The sequence below is a fragment of the Streptomyces sp. NBC_00670 genome (assembly GCF_036226765.1).
Taxonomy (GTDB): domain Bacteria; phylum Actinomycetota; class Actinomycetes; order Streptomycetales; family Streptomycetaceae; genus Streptomyces.
Map to the genome: position 1 here is coordinate 1,066,034 of NZ_CP109017.1, position 17,433 is coordinate 1,083,466.

Annotated in this window: 17 protein-coding genes and 1 pseudogene; 9 read left to right on the plus strand and 9 right to left on the minus strand. The window is 71.6% G+C overall.

Features of this window, described 5'->3' with window-relative positions; genetic code table 11:
- Nucleotides 1-5: 5 nt before the first annotated feature.
- The 5 genes from OIE12_RS04635 to OIE12_RS04655 all read right to left on the minus strand — a co-directional run bounded on the left by OIE12_RS04635 (nt 6) and on the right by OIE12_RS04655 (nt 5,093).
- On the minus strand, nt 6-911 hold the full coding sequence (locus tag OIE12_RS04635) for a carbohydrate ABC transporter permease (protein WP_329132006.1): 906 nt from the start codon (nt 909-911) through the stop codon (nt 6-8).
- 1 nt (nt 912) lies between these two features.
- Nucleotides 913-1,935, minus strand: coding sequence for a carbohydrate ABC transporter permease (locus tag OIE12_RS04640; RefSeq protein WP_329132008.1), 1,023 nt, complete (start codon nt 1,933-1,935; stop codon nt 913-915).
- Between the two features lie 91 nt (nt 1,936-2,026).
- Entirely contained in the window at nt 2,027-3,310 is a 1,284-nt protein-coding gene (locus tag OIE12_RS04645; protein WP_329132010.1) for an ABC transporter substrate-binding protein, read from the minus strand.
- 120 nt (nt 3,311-3,430) lie between these two features.
- The gene (locus tag OIE12_RS04650) at nt 3,431-4,480 is read right to left on the minus strand and encodes a LacI family DNA-binding transcriptional regulator (RefSeq protein ID WP_329132011.1); all 1,050 of its coding nucleotides are present in this window, start codon (nt 4,478-4,480) and stop codon (nt 3,431-3,433) included.
- 166 nt (nt 4,481-4,646) lie between these two features.
- Nucleotides 4,647-5,093, minus strand: a complete 447-nt coding sequence (locus OIE12_RS04655; RefSeq protein ID WP_329132013.1) for a hypothetical protein — start codon at nt 5,091-5,093, stop codon at nt 4,647-4,649.
- Nucleotides 5,094-5,466: 373 nt separating this feature from the next.
- Between OIE12_RS04655 and OIE12_RS04660 the strand changes: the two genes are divergently transcribed.
- Genes OIE12_RS04660 through OIE12_RS04670 form a run of 3 tightly spaced genes read left to right on the plus strand, consistent with a single transcriptional unit; the run spans nt 5,467 to nt 8,030 of the window.
- Entirely contained in the window at nt 5,467-5,766 is a 300-nt protein-coding gene (locus OIE12_RS04660; RefSeq protein WP_329132015.1) for a polyprenyl synthetase, read from the plus strand.
- Nucleotides 5,759-6,811 carry a polyprenyl synthetase family protein gene (locus OIE12_RS04665; RefSeq protein WP_329132017.1) on the plus strand — a complete coding sequence of 351 codons (1,053 nt, stop codon included), beginning with the start codon at nt 5,759-5,761 and terminating at the stop codon, nt 6,809-6,811. Before OIE12_RS04660 ends, OIE12_RS04665 begins: the two co-directional genes overlap by 8 nt.
- 58 nt (nt 6,812-6,869) lie before the next feature.
- Complete coding sequence (locus OIE12_RS04670) at nt 6,870-8,030, plus strand: oxygenase MpaB family protein (RefSeq protein ID WP_329132019.1); 1,161 nt, start codon at nt 6,870-6,872, stop codon at nt 8,028-8,030.
- Here OIE12_RS04670 and OIE12_RS04675 read toward each other — a convergent pair.
- Nucleotides 8,027-8,542 (minus strand): MarR family winged helix-turn-helix transcriptional regulator, encoded by a 516-nt coding sequence (locus tag OIE12_RS04675; protein ID WP_329132021.1) that lies wholly within the window; start codon nt 8,540-8,542, stop codon nt 8,027-8,029. The two genes, OIE12_RS04670 and OIE12_RS04675, sit on opposite strands and share 4 nt — an antisense overlap.
- A gap of 189 nt (nt 8,543-8,731) precedes the next feature.
- Between OIE12_RS04675 and OIE12_RS04680 the strand changes: the two genes are divergently transcribed.
- From OIE12_RS04680 to OIE12_RS04695, 4 genes and pseudogenes are all read left to right on the plus strand, one after another.
- Nucleotides 8,732-9,952, plus strand: coding sequence for an FAD-dependent monooxygenase (locus OIE12_RS04680; RefSeq protein ID WP_329132022.1), 1,221 nt, complete (start codon nt 8,732-8,734; stop codon nt 9,950-9,952).
- A gap of 87 nt (nt 9,953-10,039) precedes the next feature.
- Entirely contained in the window at nt 10,040-11,128 is a 1,089-nt protein-coding gene (locus OIE12_RS04685; protein WP_329132024.1) for a DNA polymerase III subunit beta family protein, read from the plus strand.
- A 1-nt stretch (nt 11,129) separates the two neighbouring features.
- Nucleotides 11,130-11,654, plus strand: a pseudogene (locus tag OIE12_RS04690) (ArsR/SmtB family transcription factor); the annotation flags it as partial.
- Between the two features lie 14 nt (nt 11,655-11,668).
- Nucleotides 11,669-11,857 carry a hypothetical protein gene (locus OIE12_RS04695; RefSeq protein WP_329132025.1) on the plus strand — a complete coding sequence of 63 codons (189 nt, stop codon included), beginning with the start codon at nt 11,669-11,671 and terminating at the stop codon, nt 11,855-11,857.
- A 177-nt stretch (nt 11,858-12,034) separates the two neighbouring features.
- On the opposite strand, the gene OIE12_RS04700 is transcribed toward OIE12_RS04695, so the two are convergent.
- Nucleotides 12,035-12,487, minus strand: coding sequence for an ATP-binding protein (locus OIE12_RS04700; protein WP_329132027.1), 453 nt, complete (start codon nt 12,485-12,487; stop codon nt 12,035-12,037).
- A 183-nt stretch (nt 12,488-12,670) separates the two neighbouring features.
- Complete coding sequence (locus tag OIE12_RS04705) at nt 12,671-13,609, minus strand: hypothetical protein (protein ID WP_329132029.1); 939 nt, start codon at nt 13,607-13,609, stop codon at nt 12,671-12,673.
- A gap of 200 nt (nt 13,610-13,809) precedes the next feature.
- Here OIE12_RS04705 and OIE12_RS04710 point away from each other — a divergent pair, with 200 nt between their 5' ends.
- Nucleotides 13,810-14,706 carry a helix-turn-helix domain-containing protein gene (locus OIE12_RS04710; protein WP_443053759.1) on the plus strand — a complete coding sequence of 299 codons (897 nt, stop codon included), beginning with the start codon at nt 13,810-13,812 and terminating at the stop codon, nt 14,704-14,706.
- Nucleotides 14,703-14,906, plus strand: a complete 204-nt coding sequence (locus OIE12_RS04715; protein ID WP_329132033.1) for a DUF397 domain-containing protein — start codon at nt 14,703-14,705, stop codon at nt 14,904-14,906. The genes OIE12_RS04710 and OIE12_RS04715 overlap by 4 nt, the downstream gene beginning before the upstream one ends.
- Before the next feature lie 60 nt (nt 14,907-14,966).
- On the opposite strand, the gene OIE12_RS04720 is transcribed toward OIE12_RS04715, so the two are convergent.
- Nucleotides 14,967-17,381: a phosphoketolase family protein gene (locus OIE12_RS04720; RefSeq protein WP_329132035.1), complete on the minus strand. Its 2,415-nt coding sequence runs from the start codon at nt 17,379-17,381 to the stop codon at nt 14,967-14,969.
- Between the last annotated feature and the right edge of the window lie 52 nt (nt 17,382-17,433).

Here is a 17,433-nt window from a genome sequence, read left to right on the forward strand (position 1 = left end):
GCGGGTCAGCCCTTGATGCCGCCCGCGGTCAGGCCGCTCACGATGCGCCGCTGGAGCAGCAGCACGACGACGATCAGGGGAACCGTCACGATGAGCCCGGCGGCCATCGTCTGGGTGTAGGGGACGATGTGCGGCCCCGCGGTGAAGTTGGCGATGGCCACCGTCGAGGGCGCCACCTCCGTCGAGCCGTTGGACAGCACGCTGGACAGCAGGTACTCGTTCCACGACGCGAGGAAGACCAGGATCGCCGTGGTGAACATGGCCGGGGCGGCCAGCGGCAGGATGACCAGCCGGAACGCCTGCCCGGAGGTGGCGCCGTCCACCCGGGCCGCTTCTTCGAGGTTCCACGGCATCTCGGCGAAGAAGCTGGTCAGCGTGTAGACGGCCAGCGGCAGCGAGAAGGAGACCTGCGGCAGGGCCAGCGCCTGGTAGGTGCCCAGCCAGTGCCAGCTGCTGAACAGCTGGAACAGCGGGGTCAGGATGGCGACGCCGGGGAACATCGAGGCGCCGAGGATCACCGTCAGCACGAATCCCTTGCCGCGGAAGGACAGCCGGGCCAGCGCGTACGCGGCGAAGACGCCGATCACCATGGACACCGCGGTGACCACCGCGCCGATGAGGAGGCTGTTCAGCAGTGAGCGTGCGAAGGGGTTGTACTCCGCGTTGAACGCGTACCGGAAGTTGTCCAGGGTGACGTGGCTGAACCACGGGTCCGTGGAGAAGGTGTGGTCGTTGTCGCGGAAGGCGAGCACGAGCATCCAGTAGAACGGCGCCAGGCACCACACGACGATGATCATGGTGGTGACGGCGGTTCCGACGGTGCTCCAATTGATGCCCCGGCCTCGCCGCGGCGCGGACGCCAGCGCGGCCGGGACGGGCGGCGCGGTGGTGGTCGCGGTGGTGGTCGTCATGTCACCTCACCGCCTTCGCCTGCGCGCCGAAGAGGTTGGCGTTGAGGAGGCGGACCAGTCCGAAGGCGATGACGAAGATGAGGACGAAGGTGAGGGTGGACAGCGCCGACGCCGAGTTGGCGCCCCGGGTGAGCTGGTCGACCACGAGGATCGAGCTGGTCGTCGTGCCGTTGGAGCCGCCGGTGAGGATCTGCGGCAGGTCGTACATGCGCAGCGTGTCCAGGGCCCGGAAGACGACGGCGACGGCGAGCGCCGGTTTCACCAGGGGCAGGGTCACGCTGGTGAAGCGCCGCCAGGCATTGGCCCCGTCGATCTTCGCCGCCTCGTAGGTCTCCGCGGGGATGTTCTGCAGGCCGGCCAGGATGAGCAGGGCGATGAAGGGCGTGGTCTTCCAGGTGTCCGCGATGACGATCGCGGACCGGGCCGGCCACAGCGAGGACGTCCAGGCGTAGTGGGTGCCGAGGAGCTTGTTGATGACGCCCTGCGGGTCGAACATGACCTGCCACAGCTTGGAGGTGACCGCGGTGGGGATCGCCCACGGGATGAGGATCGCGACGCGGACGAGGGCGCGGCCGCGGAAGGCCCGGTGCATCGTCAGCGCGAACCCCATGCCGATGACGGTCTCCAGGGCGACGGCGACGACGGTGAAGCCGACCGTGACGCCGACCGAGCTCCAGAACTGCGACCCCAGGGCCCCGCTCGGGCAGGAGGTGTAGCCGCCGTCCGGGGAGGCGCACTGCTGCAGCAGCCAGTGTGTGTAGTTGTGCAGCCCGAACCAGTTGTTGCCCTCGTCGAACATCCCGGTGGCCTTGTCCAGGCCCGGGTCGGTCAGGAACGACTGGTGGACGGCCTTGACGATGGGGTAGCCGACGACGAGTGCCAGCAGGAGGAGGGCGGGGGCGATCAGCAGGTAGGCGCGCCGTGCCTCACGGGGGCGGGTGGCGCCCCGGCGGGTCCGGGTCCGGCGCGGGCCGCCCGGTGGGTTCTCCCCGGCTCTTCGTTCCACGTGACCGGCTACGGTCATGGCTGCTCCTTGCGGTAGAGGCACCGTCCGGCGTCGTGACCCGGAGGGGAAGGCGGGCGGGGAGGGGCCGCCGGCCCCTCCCCCGGGCCGGTCAGCCGCCGGCGGTGGCGGACTTGATCGCCGCCTGCATGTCCTTCAGTGCCTTCTCGGTACTCGTCCGGCCCTGCAGGGCCGCGTAGGTGTTGGTCTCGATCGCCTCGGTGACGCCCGGGTAGAACGGGGTGATGGGGCGCGGTACCGCCGTCTGGATGCTCTTGAGCAGGTCGGGCAGGTAGGTGAACTTCTTGGTGAGCTCCGGGTCGCTGTACATCGAGGTGAGGACGGGCGCCAGCGTGCCCACGGTCAGGTTGTTGCGCTGGACGGTGTCGGACTCGATGAACTTCAGGAAGTCCAGGGCGGTCGCCTTGTGCCTGGAGTACGCGCTGATGCCGAGGTTGTGACCGCCCAGCGTGGACGCGCCGTGGCCGGAGGGGCCGGGCAGGGGGGCGACGCCGTACTTGCCGGCCACCTTGGAGCCCTTGCCGTCCAGGATGGCGACGGCGTACGGCCAGTTGCGCAGGAACATCAGCTGGCCGGACTCGAACGCGTTGAGGCTCTGGGTCTCCTGGAAGCCGAGGGCCTCCTTGGGGATGTAGCCGTCCTTGAAGCCCTTGACCAGGAAGTCCAGGCCCTTGGCGGACTCCGGGGAGTCGACCGTCGCGCTCCGCCCGTCCTTGCCGACGATCGCGCCGCCCGTCGCGTTGATCGCCTCGGCGGCGTTCACCGTCAGGCCCTCGTACTTGGCGAACTGGCCCGCGTAGCAGCCGGGTTTGGGGCCGGTGATGGTGCCCTTGGTGGTCTTGCCCGCGCAGTCGTCGATCAGCTCGTCCCACGTGGTGGGCGCCTTGGAGACCAGGTCGGTGCGGTAGTAGAGCAGCCCGCCGTCGGACCCGTACGGCGCGGCGACGAGCTTGCCGTTGTAGGTGGCCGAGGTGACCGTGGCCGGGAGCAGCTTGCCGGTGTCCAGGGCGTAGTCGCCGGTGAGCGGGATGATCCAGCCCCTGGCCGCGAACTCGGCCGTCCAGACCACGTCGACGGTGACGACGTCGTAACCGGGGTCCTTGGCCTGGAAGTGCTGTTCGAGGTCGGACAGTTGCTGGTCGGCCTGGTCGCTCTGCTGCTTGATCGTCACCTTCTCGTCCGGGTGTGCCTTGTTCCACGTCTTGGCGATGAACGGCAGGACACCGCTGTTGTCCTTGCCCGTGACGAAGGTGATCGGCCCCCTGGACTTCGTTCCCTGCGCGGCGCTGTCACCGCCCGAACCGCCCCCGCAGCCGGCCAGGACCAGCGCCGCGCTGAGCGTGCCCGCGACGGCCGCGACCCTCCTTGCACCCATGAGGCGCTCCCCTTCGTCCATGGAATCGATACGATTCGACGATGTTGCGAGCACGTTAAAGTGCGCCCTGGGGCGAGTCAATGGCGAGAAGATCCGGCCGGATTACGGGTCGATAACGGATCAGCGCGGCTCGGGAGCCGGTCCGGAGCTCGCCCGGACCACCAGCTCACCGTCGAACAGCAGCTGCGAAGGGGTGCTGAGCTGCTGTCCCTCGATACGGCGGATCAGCATCTCGGCCGCCGCCTTGCCCATGGCCGCGGCGCCCGGTCCCACCGTGGTCATCGTCGGCGTCGTCATCTCGGCGGCCTGGGCCGGCATGTCGATGGACACCACGGAGAAGTCCTCGGGGATACGGCGGCCCTGCCCCACCGCGGCGGCCATGATGCCGGGCGTGGCCTGCTCGTTGAACGCGATCACCGCGGTCGTCCGCGGCTGGGCGGCGAGCAGTTCGGCGAACGCCTGCCTGCCTCCGGCGGGGGTGCTCCGGCAGGTCAGCGCGGTCAGTTCGACGCCCGCGTCCCGCGCCGCCCGCAGGATGCCGTCCCGCAGCCGGATCGCGTTGCCGCGCCCGGAGGCGATCGTCGCGGCGTCCTGGTGCACGAAGCCGAGATGGCGGTGGCCCTGCCCCGCGAGGTGCTCGACGGCCAGCCGGGCGCACTGGTCGAAGTCGGTGTCGACGTAGTCCAGGTCACCGGGGTCGGCGTTCTGCCCCAGCATGGTGAAGGTCAGCTCCGAGTTCCGCAGGACCTCGATGCGGGGGTCCTCCAGCCGGACCTCCATCAGCAGGACGCCGTCCACCAGCCCCTGCTGGGCGAGGCCGGCGAGGTCGTCGAGCGCCTCGGCCCCGGAGGTCCACAGCAGCAGGTGGTATCCGCGGTCCTGGGCGTGGTCGGAGGCGCCGAAGATGTACTCCATCGAGCCGAGGTTCATGCCCTGCCCGTCCTTGGGGAACAGCACCGCGATGATGTGGCTGCGTTTGCTCTTGAGTCCCCGGGCGAAGACGTTGGGCCGGTAGCCCAGTTCGGCCATCGCCTGCTGGATCCGGGTGCGCGTGGCCTCCGAGATGGGCCGGCTGCCGGTCATGGCATAGGAGACCGTGCTGGGCGAGACGCCGGCGCGCCGCGCGACGTCCACCATGGTCGGTACCTTGTCGCCCGCACTACGGGACATGGTCCCCTCTCATCCCCGGCCCCCGCGGCCACCCGGCGTGACCACTGAGGACGTCCACGCCACACCGCCGAGACTTCGCGAGGCGGGCGGTGCGCAAGTGTATCCAGCGGCGGGCATGGGGATGCGCGGCCGTCGCGCGCACGGTCCCGAAGGCCGGGGGCACCGCTCACGCCTCGGGGCGCAGCGCCTCGATCCGGCGTACGGCGTCCCGCAGGAGCGTGCGGGCCACCGGCTTGCGGACCGGGCGGGACGGTTGCAGCAGCGAGGGCGGCACATCGACGTACGTACGGTCGGCGCGGCTGACCCGGATGGTCTCCGCACCGCGCACACCGGAGACGACGTCGACCTCCGCGACGGACGCCCACGGCAGCCACTGCTCACGGCCGACGAACCGGACGGCGATCCCCTCGCCGTCCACCACGAGGTACATCCGCGCGCTCACCAGCGCCGTCACCAGTGCCGCCGCGCCCGCCGCGAGCGTCAGCAGCCGCAGCGCCGCCGAGGGATGCCAGTAGATGTTCACCGCGGCACACGGGCAGGCGAGCAGGATCAGCATCGCGATCTGCCCCGGCGGAACCCGCCACGCCGCCGGAGTGCTCCCCGCCTCAACCATGTCGGCCCCCGCACACGAGCGTTCGTTGCCGCACACCCTAGCCCCGGGCCGACGGGGGGCGGCACCGTGCGGGCGGGCACGTGCCGACGGGCCTGTGCGGGCGGCACCGTGCGGGCGGGCACGTGCCGACGGGCCTGTGCGGGCGACACCGTGCGGGCGGGCACGTGCCGACGGGCCTGTGCGGGCGACACCGTACGTGCGGGCGGGCGGGCGCGAGCGGGCCCCTGCGGGCGGGCGCTCCCACACCTGTTCCCCGTGTCACTCGTTGCGGTAACCGGGAGTCACGCGCCCCCGCCGCCGCTCCATGATCGGTGGGTGGCGCCGCGGGCCGGCGTGCGCCCGGACCGGCACCCGATCCCCGGAGGTCAACGGCATGACGCCCACTGCGCGACCGCACCAGCCCCGCGACGAACACCTCGTCCTGCTGGCGGCGGGCCTGGCCGAGCTGGCGGTGAGCACCGCGGGGTCGGTCGCCGGGAAGGTGTGGGGGCTGCTGCGCCGCAGCGACGGCGCCGACCTCGCGCGGGACGCGGAGCAGGACCTGACGGCACGTGGCCGACTCCTCCTCGACCGGCTGGCGACCGCGCCCCCCGCCCACCTCGAAGTGCTCGCCCAGCACGTACTCGCCCAGGACGTCCCGGCCCGGCGGCCGGCCCCCGGCGGCGATGCCTGACCGTTGGGAGCCGGAGGCGTTCCAGGCACGTGTCGACGGCGTCCTGAGCGCGTTCCTGGCCGAGGAGAGCGCACAGCTGCTGGCCATCGACGAGGCCCTGCGGCCGGTGGCCGAGCAGTTGCGGCGGGTCGCGGGCCACGGCAAACGGCTGCGGGCGGCGTTCTGCTACTGGGGCTGGCGCGCGGCGGGACAGCCCGACAGCGACGCGCTGCTGCGGGCGGCCGCCTCGATGGAGCTGGTGCACGCCGCGGCGACCGTCCACGACGACCTCATCGACGACAGCCCGCTGCGGCACGGCCTGCCGACCGTCCAGGTGGCCCTGCGCTCCGCCGTGTCCGGACGGCCGCGCGCCGGTGCCCTCGCGCGTGACCTGGCCATGCTGGTCGGCGACCATCTGATGGCGCTGGCGGGACGGCTGTTCGCCGACTGCGGTCTGCCGGCCGCCTACCTCGCGCGGGCCCGGACGCTGTGGGGCGAGCTGGCCCGTGAGCTGATCGCGGGCGAGTGCCTGGAACTCCTGCACACCGGCGCCCGCCCGGATGCGGACACCTCGCTGAAGGTGATCCGCTACAAGACCGCCAAGTACACGGTCGAGCAGCCGCTGCTCCTCGGCGGACTGCTCGCCGGGGCCGCGCCGGAGCTGCGTGCCGGGTTCTCCGCCTACGGGCTGCCGCTCGGCGAGGCCTTCCAGCTCCGGGACGACCTGCTGGGCCTGTTCGGCGACCCGGCGCGCACCGGCAAGGCTCCCCTGGACGATCTGCGCGGGCAGCGGCCCACCGCCCTGCTGGCCCACGCCTGGCGGGCCGCGCAGCCCGGTGAACGCGCCGAGCTGGCGGGGATGCTGGGCCGCCGTGACCTGGACGAGGGAGACCTGGCCCGGGTGCGGGAGCTGATGGTGCGGCTTCAGGCGCCCCGGCGGGTGGAGGAAATGATCGACGCACGGGTCGGGGCGGCCACCGCCGTCGTGGACGGGCTCACCGTGCCCGCCCCCGCCCGGCGGGCCCTGCACGCCCTCGCCCACTCGGCCACCGACCGCCGCCACTGAACGCATCCCCGTCCCCCGCCCGGCGGACGGGACCCGCAGCCGAGGAAGGACCGCTGTCATGCCCTACACCCAGTCGTCGCTGGACGCCCTGCGCGAGTCCGGCGACAAGCTCGCCGACTCCGTCGTGGCCACCCTGTTCGCGCGCGGGGAGGTGGGGAAGTTCAACACCCTCATGCGGTACGTCTCCACCGTCGGCGCTCCGCTGCCGGACGGGCTGCCCGAGGTGGCCCGCGAGTATCTGCGGGCCACCTCGGCGCCGCCGTCCTGGGTGGACTGGACGGAGATGGAGAGGGCGCGGCTGTTCTTCACCGACAACAACGTGCACATCTCCACCGCGCTGTCCTTCGCCTCCATGCCCGCCTGCTACGTCGTCCCGCACGTGGCGAGGCTCCTGTCCGCCACGCACGGGCTGAACTACCCGTCGAAGCGGATGGCGGAGACCGGGCAGTTCACCGTGTACCTGATGCAGCCGGACGCCTTCGAGGCGGGCAGCCGCTTCCTGCCCGCCGCGCAGAAGGTGCGCCTGCTGCACGCCGCCATCCGCCACCACCTCACACGCGAGAACCACTGGGACACCGCGGCGCACGGTGTGCCGATCTGTCAGGAGGACATGATCGGCGGGCAGATGTTCTTCTCCATGCTCGTCCTGGACTGTCTGCACCGGCTGGGCATCCACATGTCCGCCGAGGGCGCGGAGGCCTACTTCTACGCCTGGCGCGTGGTCGGCGCCCTCCTCGGGGTCGACCAGGACGCGGTGCCCAAAAACGTGTCGGAGGGGCGGGAGTTCCTCGACCTGTACATGGTCCGGCACATGGGCCCGTCGGCGGAGGGTGCCCATCTGACCCGGCAGTTGATCGACCTGTACGAGGAGGTCGTGCCGGGCACGCTGTTCGACCCGGTCGTCTCCGCCCTGATCCGGTACCTGATCGGTGACACCTGCGCCGACTGGCTCCAGGTGCCCCGCACCTCCTGGGACCGGCTGGTCAAGGCGGCCCCCGCGCTGCTCGGCGTGCTGGAGGGCATCGAGGACCGCTCGCCGCTGGGCGCCTGGGCCCTGGACCGGCTCGGCCACCTCACCACCCTGTTCGAGCTGTCCTCCCTGACCCGCGGCCGGGTCATGCACTACGCCATTCCCGAACAGCTCAGGAAGGACTTCGGCGTCCCCGGCGGCGTCCCCCGCACCCAGCGCTGGACACCGCCGGCGCCCACGGTCGCCTAAATCTCCGCGTCGTCCTCCTCGGGCCGCGCCAGCCGGGCCGTCACGTCGTCGGCGAAGCGGGCGAGGAGGCGCAGGAGGTCGTCGCGGTCCTGGGCGGGCCAGTCGGCGAGGACCCCGGCGAACCAGCCGAGCAGGGAGGCCACATAGCGGTTGGCGACCTCCTCCCCCGCCCCGGTCGGTTCGATGAGGCTCGCGCGGCGGTCGTGGGGGTCGGCGATGCGCCGCACCAGGTGACGCTTCTCCAGCAGCTGTACCTGACGGGTGACGTGCGGGCCCACGACCTGCATACGGTCGGCGATCTCCCCGATGCGCAGCGGCTCGCCGGCCGCGCGCAGGGAGACGAGCACGCCCACGGCGGGGCGGTCGAGGGACGGACCGGCCGCCGCCGCGGCGCGTTCGACGAGCCGGCCCTTGCTGAACGCGGCGCTGAGCCGGGTGAGTCGGGGCAGTACGGCGAGCAGGTCGTCGTGCGACACCGCAGGCGCGGGCTCCCCGGGGGACTCGGGGGTCATGGCACCTCCATTTGCATACCTGAGTTAGGTATCTATAGTGTGGGGAGCGGCAGCGCGGCACCGAGGGTGCCGTACGCCTCTATAAAGGATACCTAAGGTACGCATCTTGGCGCCTCCGTGGTCTGCCGCGTGGTCTGCCGCGTGCCGTTCTCCAGGCCGGGCACGCCCCGGCGGAAAGGTGCCACCCCCATGACGCACACCAATCCCACGCCCGCCGCCCGACGGGTCCTGATCTCCGGGGCGAGCATCGCCGGCCCCACGCTCGCGTACTGGCTCGACCGGTACGGCTTCGAGGTGACCGTCGTCGAGAAGGCCGCCGCCGTGCGCGGGGGCGGGTACCCGATCGACATACGCGGCACGGCCCGGGCGGTCGTGGACCGTATGGGCCTGCTGTCGCGGCTGAGCGAGGCGCACGTCGACACCCGGCGGATCACCTTCGTCGACGCGGCCGGCGACACGGTCGGCTCGCTCCAGCCCGAACAGATGACCGGCGGGGAGGCCGGCCTCGACCTCGAGGTACGGCGCGGCGATCTGGCCGACGCCCTCTACACGCCGCTGCGGGACCGCGTCGAGTTCCTCTTCAACGACTCGATCGCCACGCTGGACGACGACGGGGACGCCGTGCACGTCGTCTTCGCCAGCGGCACGTCCCGCACGTTCGACCTGGTGATCGGCGCGGACGGGCTGCACTCGAACACGCGCCGGCTGGTCTTCGGGCCCGAGGAGCCCTTCCACCGCTACCTCGGGCACGTCTTCGCGGGCTTCACCCTGCCCAACGAGTTCGGCCTGTCGCACGAGGCCGCCGTCTGGAACGAACCGGGACGGGCCGCCGTCGTCTACTCCTACGAGCCCACCGACCCCGTGCACGGCTTCCTCACCTTCCTCCGCGACACCCCGCCCTTCGAGGCGTTCCGCAATCCGCGCGCCCAGCGCGACCTGGTCACGTCGTGCTTCCCGGAGCAGGCGTGGCACGTGCCGCGTCTGGTGAAGGCGATGCAGGAGGCCGACGACCTCTTCTTCGACATCGTGAGCCAGATCCACATGCCCACCTGGTCCCACGGCCGGGTCGCCCTGGCGGGCGACGCGGCGCACGCCACGTCGTTCATCTCCGGCCAGGGCTCGAGCGTCGCACTCGTCGGCGCGTACGTCCTGGCCGGCGAACTGGCCACGCACGCGCACCACACCGAGGCCTTCGCGGCCTACGAACGCCGGCTGCGCCCCTTCGCCGAACGCAACCAGGCCCTGGCCACCGGCGGCGGCACGGTCATCACCCCGACGACACGGGAGGCCCTGGACGCCCGCAACGCCCTGATCCGCGACCCCCAGGCAGCCCGGGCCGCCCAGCGCGCGACGGACCGACGGGAGACGCATTCGGCGCTGGTGCTGCCGGATTACGCAGACGCGGAGTGAGGCGACGCCTCACTCGGGCGGCCGGTGGTCACTCGGGTTGACCCTCGACCTTGTCGAGGGCGCAGGGTTCCGGGTGTGGAGAGCGAGATGCGCAGCATTGGGGAGATGGCCCGGGAGAGCGGGCTGAGTGTGAGCGCCCTGCGGTTCTACGACCGTGCCGGTGTGCTGGTCCCCACCTGGGTGGACCCGGTCAGCGGCTACCGCTGGTACGACCCCGGGCAGTTGGACGAGGCCCGGCTGCTGGCCCGGTTGCGCCGGGCCGGCATGCCGCTGGCGGACATCCGGCTGGTGCTGGCCGGCTGGTCGAGCGCGGACGCGGACCTGGTGCGCGGGCTCCTCCAGGCGCATCTGCGCCGTCTCGAACGGGGGCTGTCCGAGGCCCGCGGCGAGTTCTCCACGCTCCACGCACTGCTCGATCAAAGGGAGAACCCCATGACCTCGCCCCGTACCACCGCCGCCGCCACCCACCTGACCGTTCCCGCGCCCGAACTGGCCGCCGCGCTGGACGCCGTCCGCTTCGCGGTCGGTGCCGACCCCGAGCTGCCGATGCTCGGCGGCGTCCTCTTCGACGTGGAGGACGACAGGCTCCAGGTCGTGGCCACCGACCGCTACCGGCTGGCCGTCGCGCGGGCACACGCCACGGGGCACACCGCGGACCGCGTGCAGGTCGTCGTGCCCGTCCCCCTCGTCGACGCGATGCGGGCGCTGCTGAGCGGCGAGGGCCCGGTGCGGCTCGCCGTGGACGGTGACCGCGTGACGCTGGAGGCCGGAGACCGCCAGGCGGCCGGCCAGTGCCTCGACCACGACTTCCCCGACTACCGCCGCCTCGTCCACCTGCCGGCCGGGCGCCGCGCCCTCGTCGAGGTGCCGGCCTTCCGGGAGGCCCTGGAGACCGGCCCCGTCCGCGCGGGCGAGGTGCGCGAGCAGGACGGCCTGGCGTACGACCTCAGTGTGCTCAAGGTGGCGGACGACGGCACGGTGACCCTCTGCGAGGACGGCGACGACGACCAGGGCACCCTCGCCGTCAACCGCGCGTTTCTGCTGGACGCGCTCACCGCCGGTGCCCGGGACCGGCTGCTCCTGGAGGTCGGCTCTCCGACCGCTCCCCTGGCGATCCGCCGACCCGACGACGAGCACACCTTCTCGCTCCTGATGCCGGTCCGGCTGGAGGACTAGGCTCGCCCACCCCCTGCGCATGCGGCTCCTCGACGCGCTGCGCTTCGAAGGTCCTGCCACCGCCTCCCGACTCGCCCAGAAACTGGGCGGGTCGAGCGGCGCCACCAGCTACCACCTGCGGCAGCTCGCCGCTCACGGCTTCATCGAGGAAGCCCCCGAGCGGGGCAAGGGGCGGGAGCGGTGGTGGCAGGCGGTCCACAAGGGCCTGCACTTCGACGACGCCCTCCTCACGGACACCAACCCCGACGTGCGCGGCGCCGCCGACATGTACCTCCACGAGGTGGCCACCACCCAGACCCGCGACCTGTCCACCTGGCTGGGCAACCGCCAGACGTGGCCGGAGGAGTGGAGCCGCACGTGGGACATGAGCAGCGCGACGCTGCGGCTGACACCCGAACTCACCCGCGAACTCGTCGAGAAGATGCACACGCTCATCGACACCTACCGCGACCGGGCCACCGACGAGGACGTCGCCGCCGCACAGGTACGCATCCACACCCACGCGTTCCCCCTCACCACGGAATGAGAGGCCACGACCCGATGGACCCCGAGACGTACCTCGCCCTGCACCACGCCCACGCCGCCGAACTCCGCGCCGACGCCGAGGCGTACCGCCGCGTCATAGCGGCACGGCAGCCCCGCAACCTGCGTGTCCGCCTCGGCTGGACCCTCGTGGAGGTCGGCCTCCGGCTGACCACCGCACCCAGGACGGCGACCGCCGTTTCCTGACCCCCGTTCCGCCCGTCCGCACGGGCGCGCCGCGCCCTCATGACGCCGGTCGGCTCCGCGGCGCCCGGCACCCTCAACTACGACGAGGAGAGCGGCACGCTCCACGTCACGACGTGGCCGAGCGATTCGACCAGCCCGGCCCACAGCAACGTCGGCAGGGCGCCTGCGGGGAGAAAGTCACCTGGGTAGTGCGACCTCCGCCCAGACCGTTTTCGTGTACGCGTCCCGGACCTCGCAGCCCCATCGTTCGGCGTATGCCGCCACGAGCAGCAGTCCACGCCCGGACGGGGCGTCGGGCGCCGCCGGTTCGGCCACGGGGTCGCGGGGCAGCCGCCCCGGGCGGGTGTCCGTCACCTCGACGCGGACGACGCCGTGCACGGGCAGGAGGAGCAGCGTCAGGCGGAAGTCCCGGCCGGGTGTCCTGCCGTGGGTGATCGCGTTGGCCGCCAGCTCGGCCGTGACGAGGGCGACGGCCTGTGACGTCCCGGAGCCGTACGGGATCTCCCAGGCCGCGAGCTGCTGTCCGGCGAGGCGACGGGCGAGACGGGCTCCGCGTGCGGTGCTGCTGAGGCGGACGGCGAGGTGCGGGGCGCCAGTGGGCGGTTTCACACTGATGTTGGTCGGCTTCACGCAGTGACAGTCCCGTGGCGCGGACGACCGGACGAGGTCGGATCTCCGTACGTGGTCGCGTGGTACGGCCGCTGTAGGGGTTCGTAGGACGGGCGTACGGGGCCGTGAGCGTAGCCGGGGCGGCCGGGACGAGTGGGCTGCCTTCGTGACCCGCGGCCCACTCGTCCCGGTGGTTCAGCCCCCTCACACCTCGATGCGCAGCCAGGTGTCGCCGGTGCGGAGCCAGAGCGTGCCGTCGCGGCCCTGGCCACAGCGGAGAACGACCCGGCCGGGTACGTCGAGTACGCGCTGGTCGGTCACCGTCCAGGTGGTGCCGTCGAGTTCGGCGCGGGTGAGTTCGACGGTGGGCTCGTTGTGGTGACGGCGGGTCAGGAGTGCCCGGTTGCCGCGGACCGCGAACCCGTCCGGGGCGTGGACGGGGCTCGGGTAGGTCGTCACCTCACCGGTGGAGGGGGTGATGCGGGAGAGGAAGGTGCCGCGCATGCTGCCGCCCGAGTACCAGACCAGCCACACCTGGTCGCCTTCGGTCGCGGCCGTGCAGCCCTCCAGAGGGGGGCAGGGCAGACGGCCCCGCGGACTCCATATCGCCCGGCCTTCGGTGTTCCAGCCGGCGAGCCCGGCTCCGGACTCGGGGTGACCCCCGTAGATCCCTTCGTCCCCGTGGGCCGTCCAGATCCGTCCGTGGCGGTCGGTCACGAGGGCGGGGATGTCGTCGCCGACGCAGAACTCCGCCTCGGGCGTGCCCGTCGCCGAGTACACCACGGCGTTGGGTGCCCAGAGACCGTCGGACTTGTTGCGCATGGTACGTCCGCTCACCAGGAGGAACCGTGAGTCCGGAAGCAGCGCCAAGTGGCTGGGGCGGCCCTCGATGTTCTCCACCGTGGTGCGCCGCTCCTGCTGTCCCGTGACGGTGACCAGCTCGCCGGTGAAGGTGCCCTTCGGTCTCCATCCGACCCATCCCCTGATGTAGGGGGTGTGGTCCACATGCCGCCGGTGCACGAGCAGGACCGAGAGTTCACCGGCCGGGCCGACGCTCCACCACAGTGCCTCGCGCCCTTGCGCGATGTCATCGGCGGGCACGGTCCACGCCTCGTGCACGGGGGGATCGGTGTGATCACTCATCGACTGACGCGTCATCGAGATCGGTCACCTCAAGGACTCTGGGGGCCAACACCGCCCGAAGATCCCCACCTTACGGATTCGCGGACCGACGTTGTACGGGTTTTTGTACGGGCGTTGTACGGGTCCGGGTCGTGTCCCGATCGTCGCGGGTCGCGTTGAGCAGGGTCCCGGTGGCGAGGTCGGGCGAGGCTGCGGGGCGGATGAGCGGGGTGCGTTCCGGGACGGAAGGACGTGAGGGCGTGAGCACGGTACGGGAAGCGCGAAGCGGTCGGGCGGCGAAGCCGAAGGAGGACGGAGGGGATCGGCCAGGGGCGTGGTCGGCGTACGGCAGGCTGCTGCAACACCTGCGCAAGCGGGCCGGGTTGAATCAGCAGGAGCTCGGGGAGGCCATCGGGTACTCGCTGGAACAGGTCGGCTCGGTCGAACAGGGCCGACGCCCGGCGAAGGCGGCGTTCACGAGGGCGGCGGACCGGGTGCTGGAGGCGGGCGGAGTTCTGGAGGTGCTCCAGGACGAGGTGGACCGGGCGAAGCTGCCGAGGTTCTTCAGGAACTTCGCGCTCTTCGAGGCGGAGGCGGTGAGCAGGTTCGACTATGACCCACTGCTGGTGCCAGGGCTGTTGCAGACGGAAGGGTATGCCCGAGCCTTGTTCGCCGGGCACTGCCCGCCGCTCGGTGAAGAGGTCATCGACCAACACACGGAGGCACGACTGTGTCGCCAGAAGCTCCTGACCCGGGTGCCGTTCGCGGAACTGTCCTTCATCATCGGTGAGGAGGCCCTGCGAAACCCGGTGGCCGACAGGGAGGTGATGCGGGAACAGTGGCAACACCTGCTTGAGACGCGGGCGTTGCGCAACGTGGAGGTCCAGGTGATGCCCGCCGACTGCGGGTTCCACTCCGGCCTGAACGGGTCTTTCGTGGTTCTGGAGACCAGGGACCACCAGCACCTCGGCTACATCGAATCTCAGGAAGTCGGGTGCGTCGTGCACGATCCCGCAGAGGTCAGTGCCTTCGGGTTGCGGTATGGCAAGCTGCGGTCGCAGGCTCTGAGCGGCGTCGAGTCTGCGCGCCTCATCGAGCGGATGGTGGGAGAGACATGAGCGTGGAGCAGGTGACCGAGAACGTGGACGGGCTGCGCTGGTTCAAGAGCAGCTACAGCGGCTCGGGGGGTGGCAACTGCGTGGAGGTGGCCGCCGGGCTGGACGCCATGTACGTACGGGACTCGAAGGTCACGGGCGGCGGGCCCGTGCTGCGGGTCGGCAGGGCGGAGTGGGCCGCTTTCCTGGCATCCACCGAGTGACGGGGGCCGGGCGGGTGGCCGAGCGTGGCAGGGGGGCCACCCACCCGTCCGCCCCGGGAGTCAGCCGTCCCAGGTCCAGTCCGCGACCTCCGGGAGGTCCACGCCGTGTTCGCGGATCCAGTCGTGGTGGCGCAGGCGGGTGTCCTGCATGTGCTGGCGGACCGTGGCGGCGCGGATGGCGAGGCCGGGGACCCGGTCGATGACGTCCATGACCAGGCGGTAGCGGTCCAGGTCGTTCTGGACGACCATGTCGAACGGGGTGGTCGTGGTGCCGCGTTCCTTGTAGCCGCGGACGTGCAGGTGCTCGTGGCCGTCGCGGCGGTAGGCCAGGCGGTGGAGGAGCCACGGGTAGCCGTGGTAGGCGAAGATCACCGGTTTGTCGGCGGTGAAGATGCCGTCGTACTCGAAGTCGGTCATGCCGTGCGGGTGTTCCTCGGCGGGGAGCAGCCGGGCGATGTCGACGACGTTGACCACGCGGACGGCGAGGTCGGGCAGGTGCGTGCGGAGCAACTGCGCGGCGGCGAGCGTCTCCTGGGTGGGGACGTCGCCGGCGCAGGCCAGGACCACGTCGGGCTCCCGGGTGCCGTCCTCGGTGCCGGCCCAGTCCCAGACGCCGAGGCCGCGGGCGCAGTGGACGCGGGCCTCCTCCATCGTGAGCCAGTCGAAGCAGGGCTGTTTGCCGGCCACGATCACGTTGACGTAGTTCTTGCTGCGCAGCGCGTGGTCGGCGACCGACAGCAGCGTGTTGGCGTCCGGCGGGAAGTAGACCCGTACGGCCTCGGGGCTCTTGTTGAGGATGTGGTCGACGAAGCCGGGGTCCTGGTGGGAGAAGCCATTGTGGTCCTGGCGCCAGACGTGGGAAGTGAGGAGGTAGTTGAGTGAGGCGATGGGGGCGCGCCAGGAGAGGCTACGGGTGGTGCGCAGCCATTTGATGTGCTGGTTGACCATCGAGTCGACGATGTGCACGAATGCCTCGTAGCAGGAGAACAGTCCGTGCCGGCCGGTGAGGAGGTAGCCCTCCAGCCAGCCCTGGCAGGTGTGTTCGGAGAGGATCTCCATCACCCGGCCGTGCCGGTCCAGGTCCTCGTCCACCGGGCGGGTCTCCGCCTGCCACGCCTTGCCGCTGGCGGCGTAGACGGCCTGGAGGCGGTTGGACGCGGTCTCGTCGGGGCCGACGAGACGGAAGTCGCGGCGGTCGGTGGTGGCGGCCATGACGTCCAGGAGCATGTCGCCGAGCACGCGGGTGGGTTCGTGCAGGGTGGCGCCGGGTTTGTCGACGGCGACGGCGTGCTTCTCCAGTGGCGGCAGGGGCAGTTCGCGGACCAGCAGGCCGCCGTTGGCGCGGGGTGTGGCGCCGAGCCGGCGCTCGCCCTCCGGGATCCAGGCCAGCACCTCGGGGCGGGGTGCGCCGTGTTCGTCGAAGAGTTCCTCCGGGCGGTACGAGCGCAGCCAGGCCTCCAGTTGGCGGAGGTGCTCGGGGTTGTCGCGGACGGCGGCGAGCGGGACCTGGTGGGCGCGCCAGGTGCCCTCCACCGGAAGGCCGTCCACCTCGGCGGGACCGGTCCAGCCCTTCGGTGTGCGCAGCACGATCATCGGCCAGCGGGGGCGTTCGGTGGCGCCTTCCTCGCGGGCGGCACGCTGGATGGCGGCGATGCGGTCCAGGGCGGTGTCCAGCGCGCCGGCCATCGCCTGGTGGACGGCGGCAGGGTCGTCACCGGTGACGTGGAGGGGGTCGTGGCCGTAGCCGCGCAGCAGCTCGTCGAGCTCGGGTTCGGGGAGGCGGGCGAGGACGGTCGGGTTGGCGATCTTGTAGCCGTTGAGGTGGAGGATCGGGAGGACGGCACCGTCGTGGACGGGGTCGAGGAACTTGTTCGAGTGCCAGGACGCGGCGAGCGGGCCGGTCTCCGCCTCGCCGTCACCGATCACGCAGGCGACGAGGAGGGCGGGGTTGTCGAAGGCGGCGCCGTAGGCGTGGGAGAGGGCGTAGCCGAGTTCGCCACCCTCGTGGATCGAGCCGGGGGTCTCGGGGGCCACGTGGCTGGGGATGCCGCCGGGGAAGGAGAACTGTTTGAAGAGGCGGGCCATGCCGGGGGCGTCGCGGGTGACGTCCGGGTAGGTCTCGGTGTACGAGCCCTCCAGCCAGCTGTTGGCGACGACGGCGGGGCCGCCGTGGCCCGGGCCCCAGATGCAGAGGGTGTCCTGGTCGCGGGTGCGGATGATGCGGTTGAGGTGGGTGTGGACGAGGTTGAGGCCGGGTGAGGTGCCCCAGTGGCCCAGGAGGCGGGGTTTGACGTGTTCCGGGCGGAGGGGGGTGGAGAGGAGGGGGTTGGACATGAGGTAGATCTGGCCGACGGCGAGGTAGTTGGCTGCGCGCCAGTGGGCGTCGAGGGTGGTGAGGTCTTCGGGGGTGAGGGGGGTCTGGGGGGCTTGGGGAGTGCGGGGGGTGCCGGCTTGTGCGGTGTCGTCGGCGGGCATGGGGGGCCTTCCGGGTTGGGGCGGGTGGTTCCACCTTGCGCGTTTTCCCGGG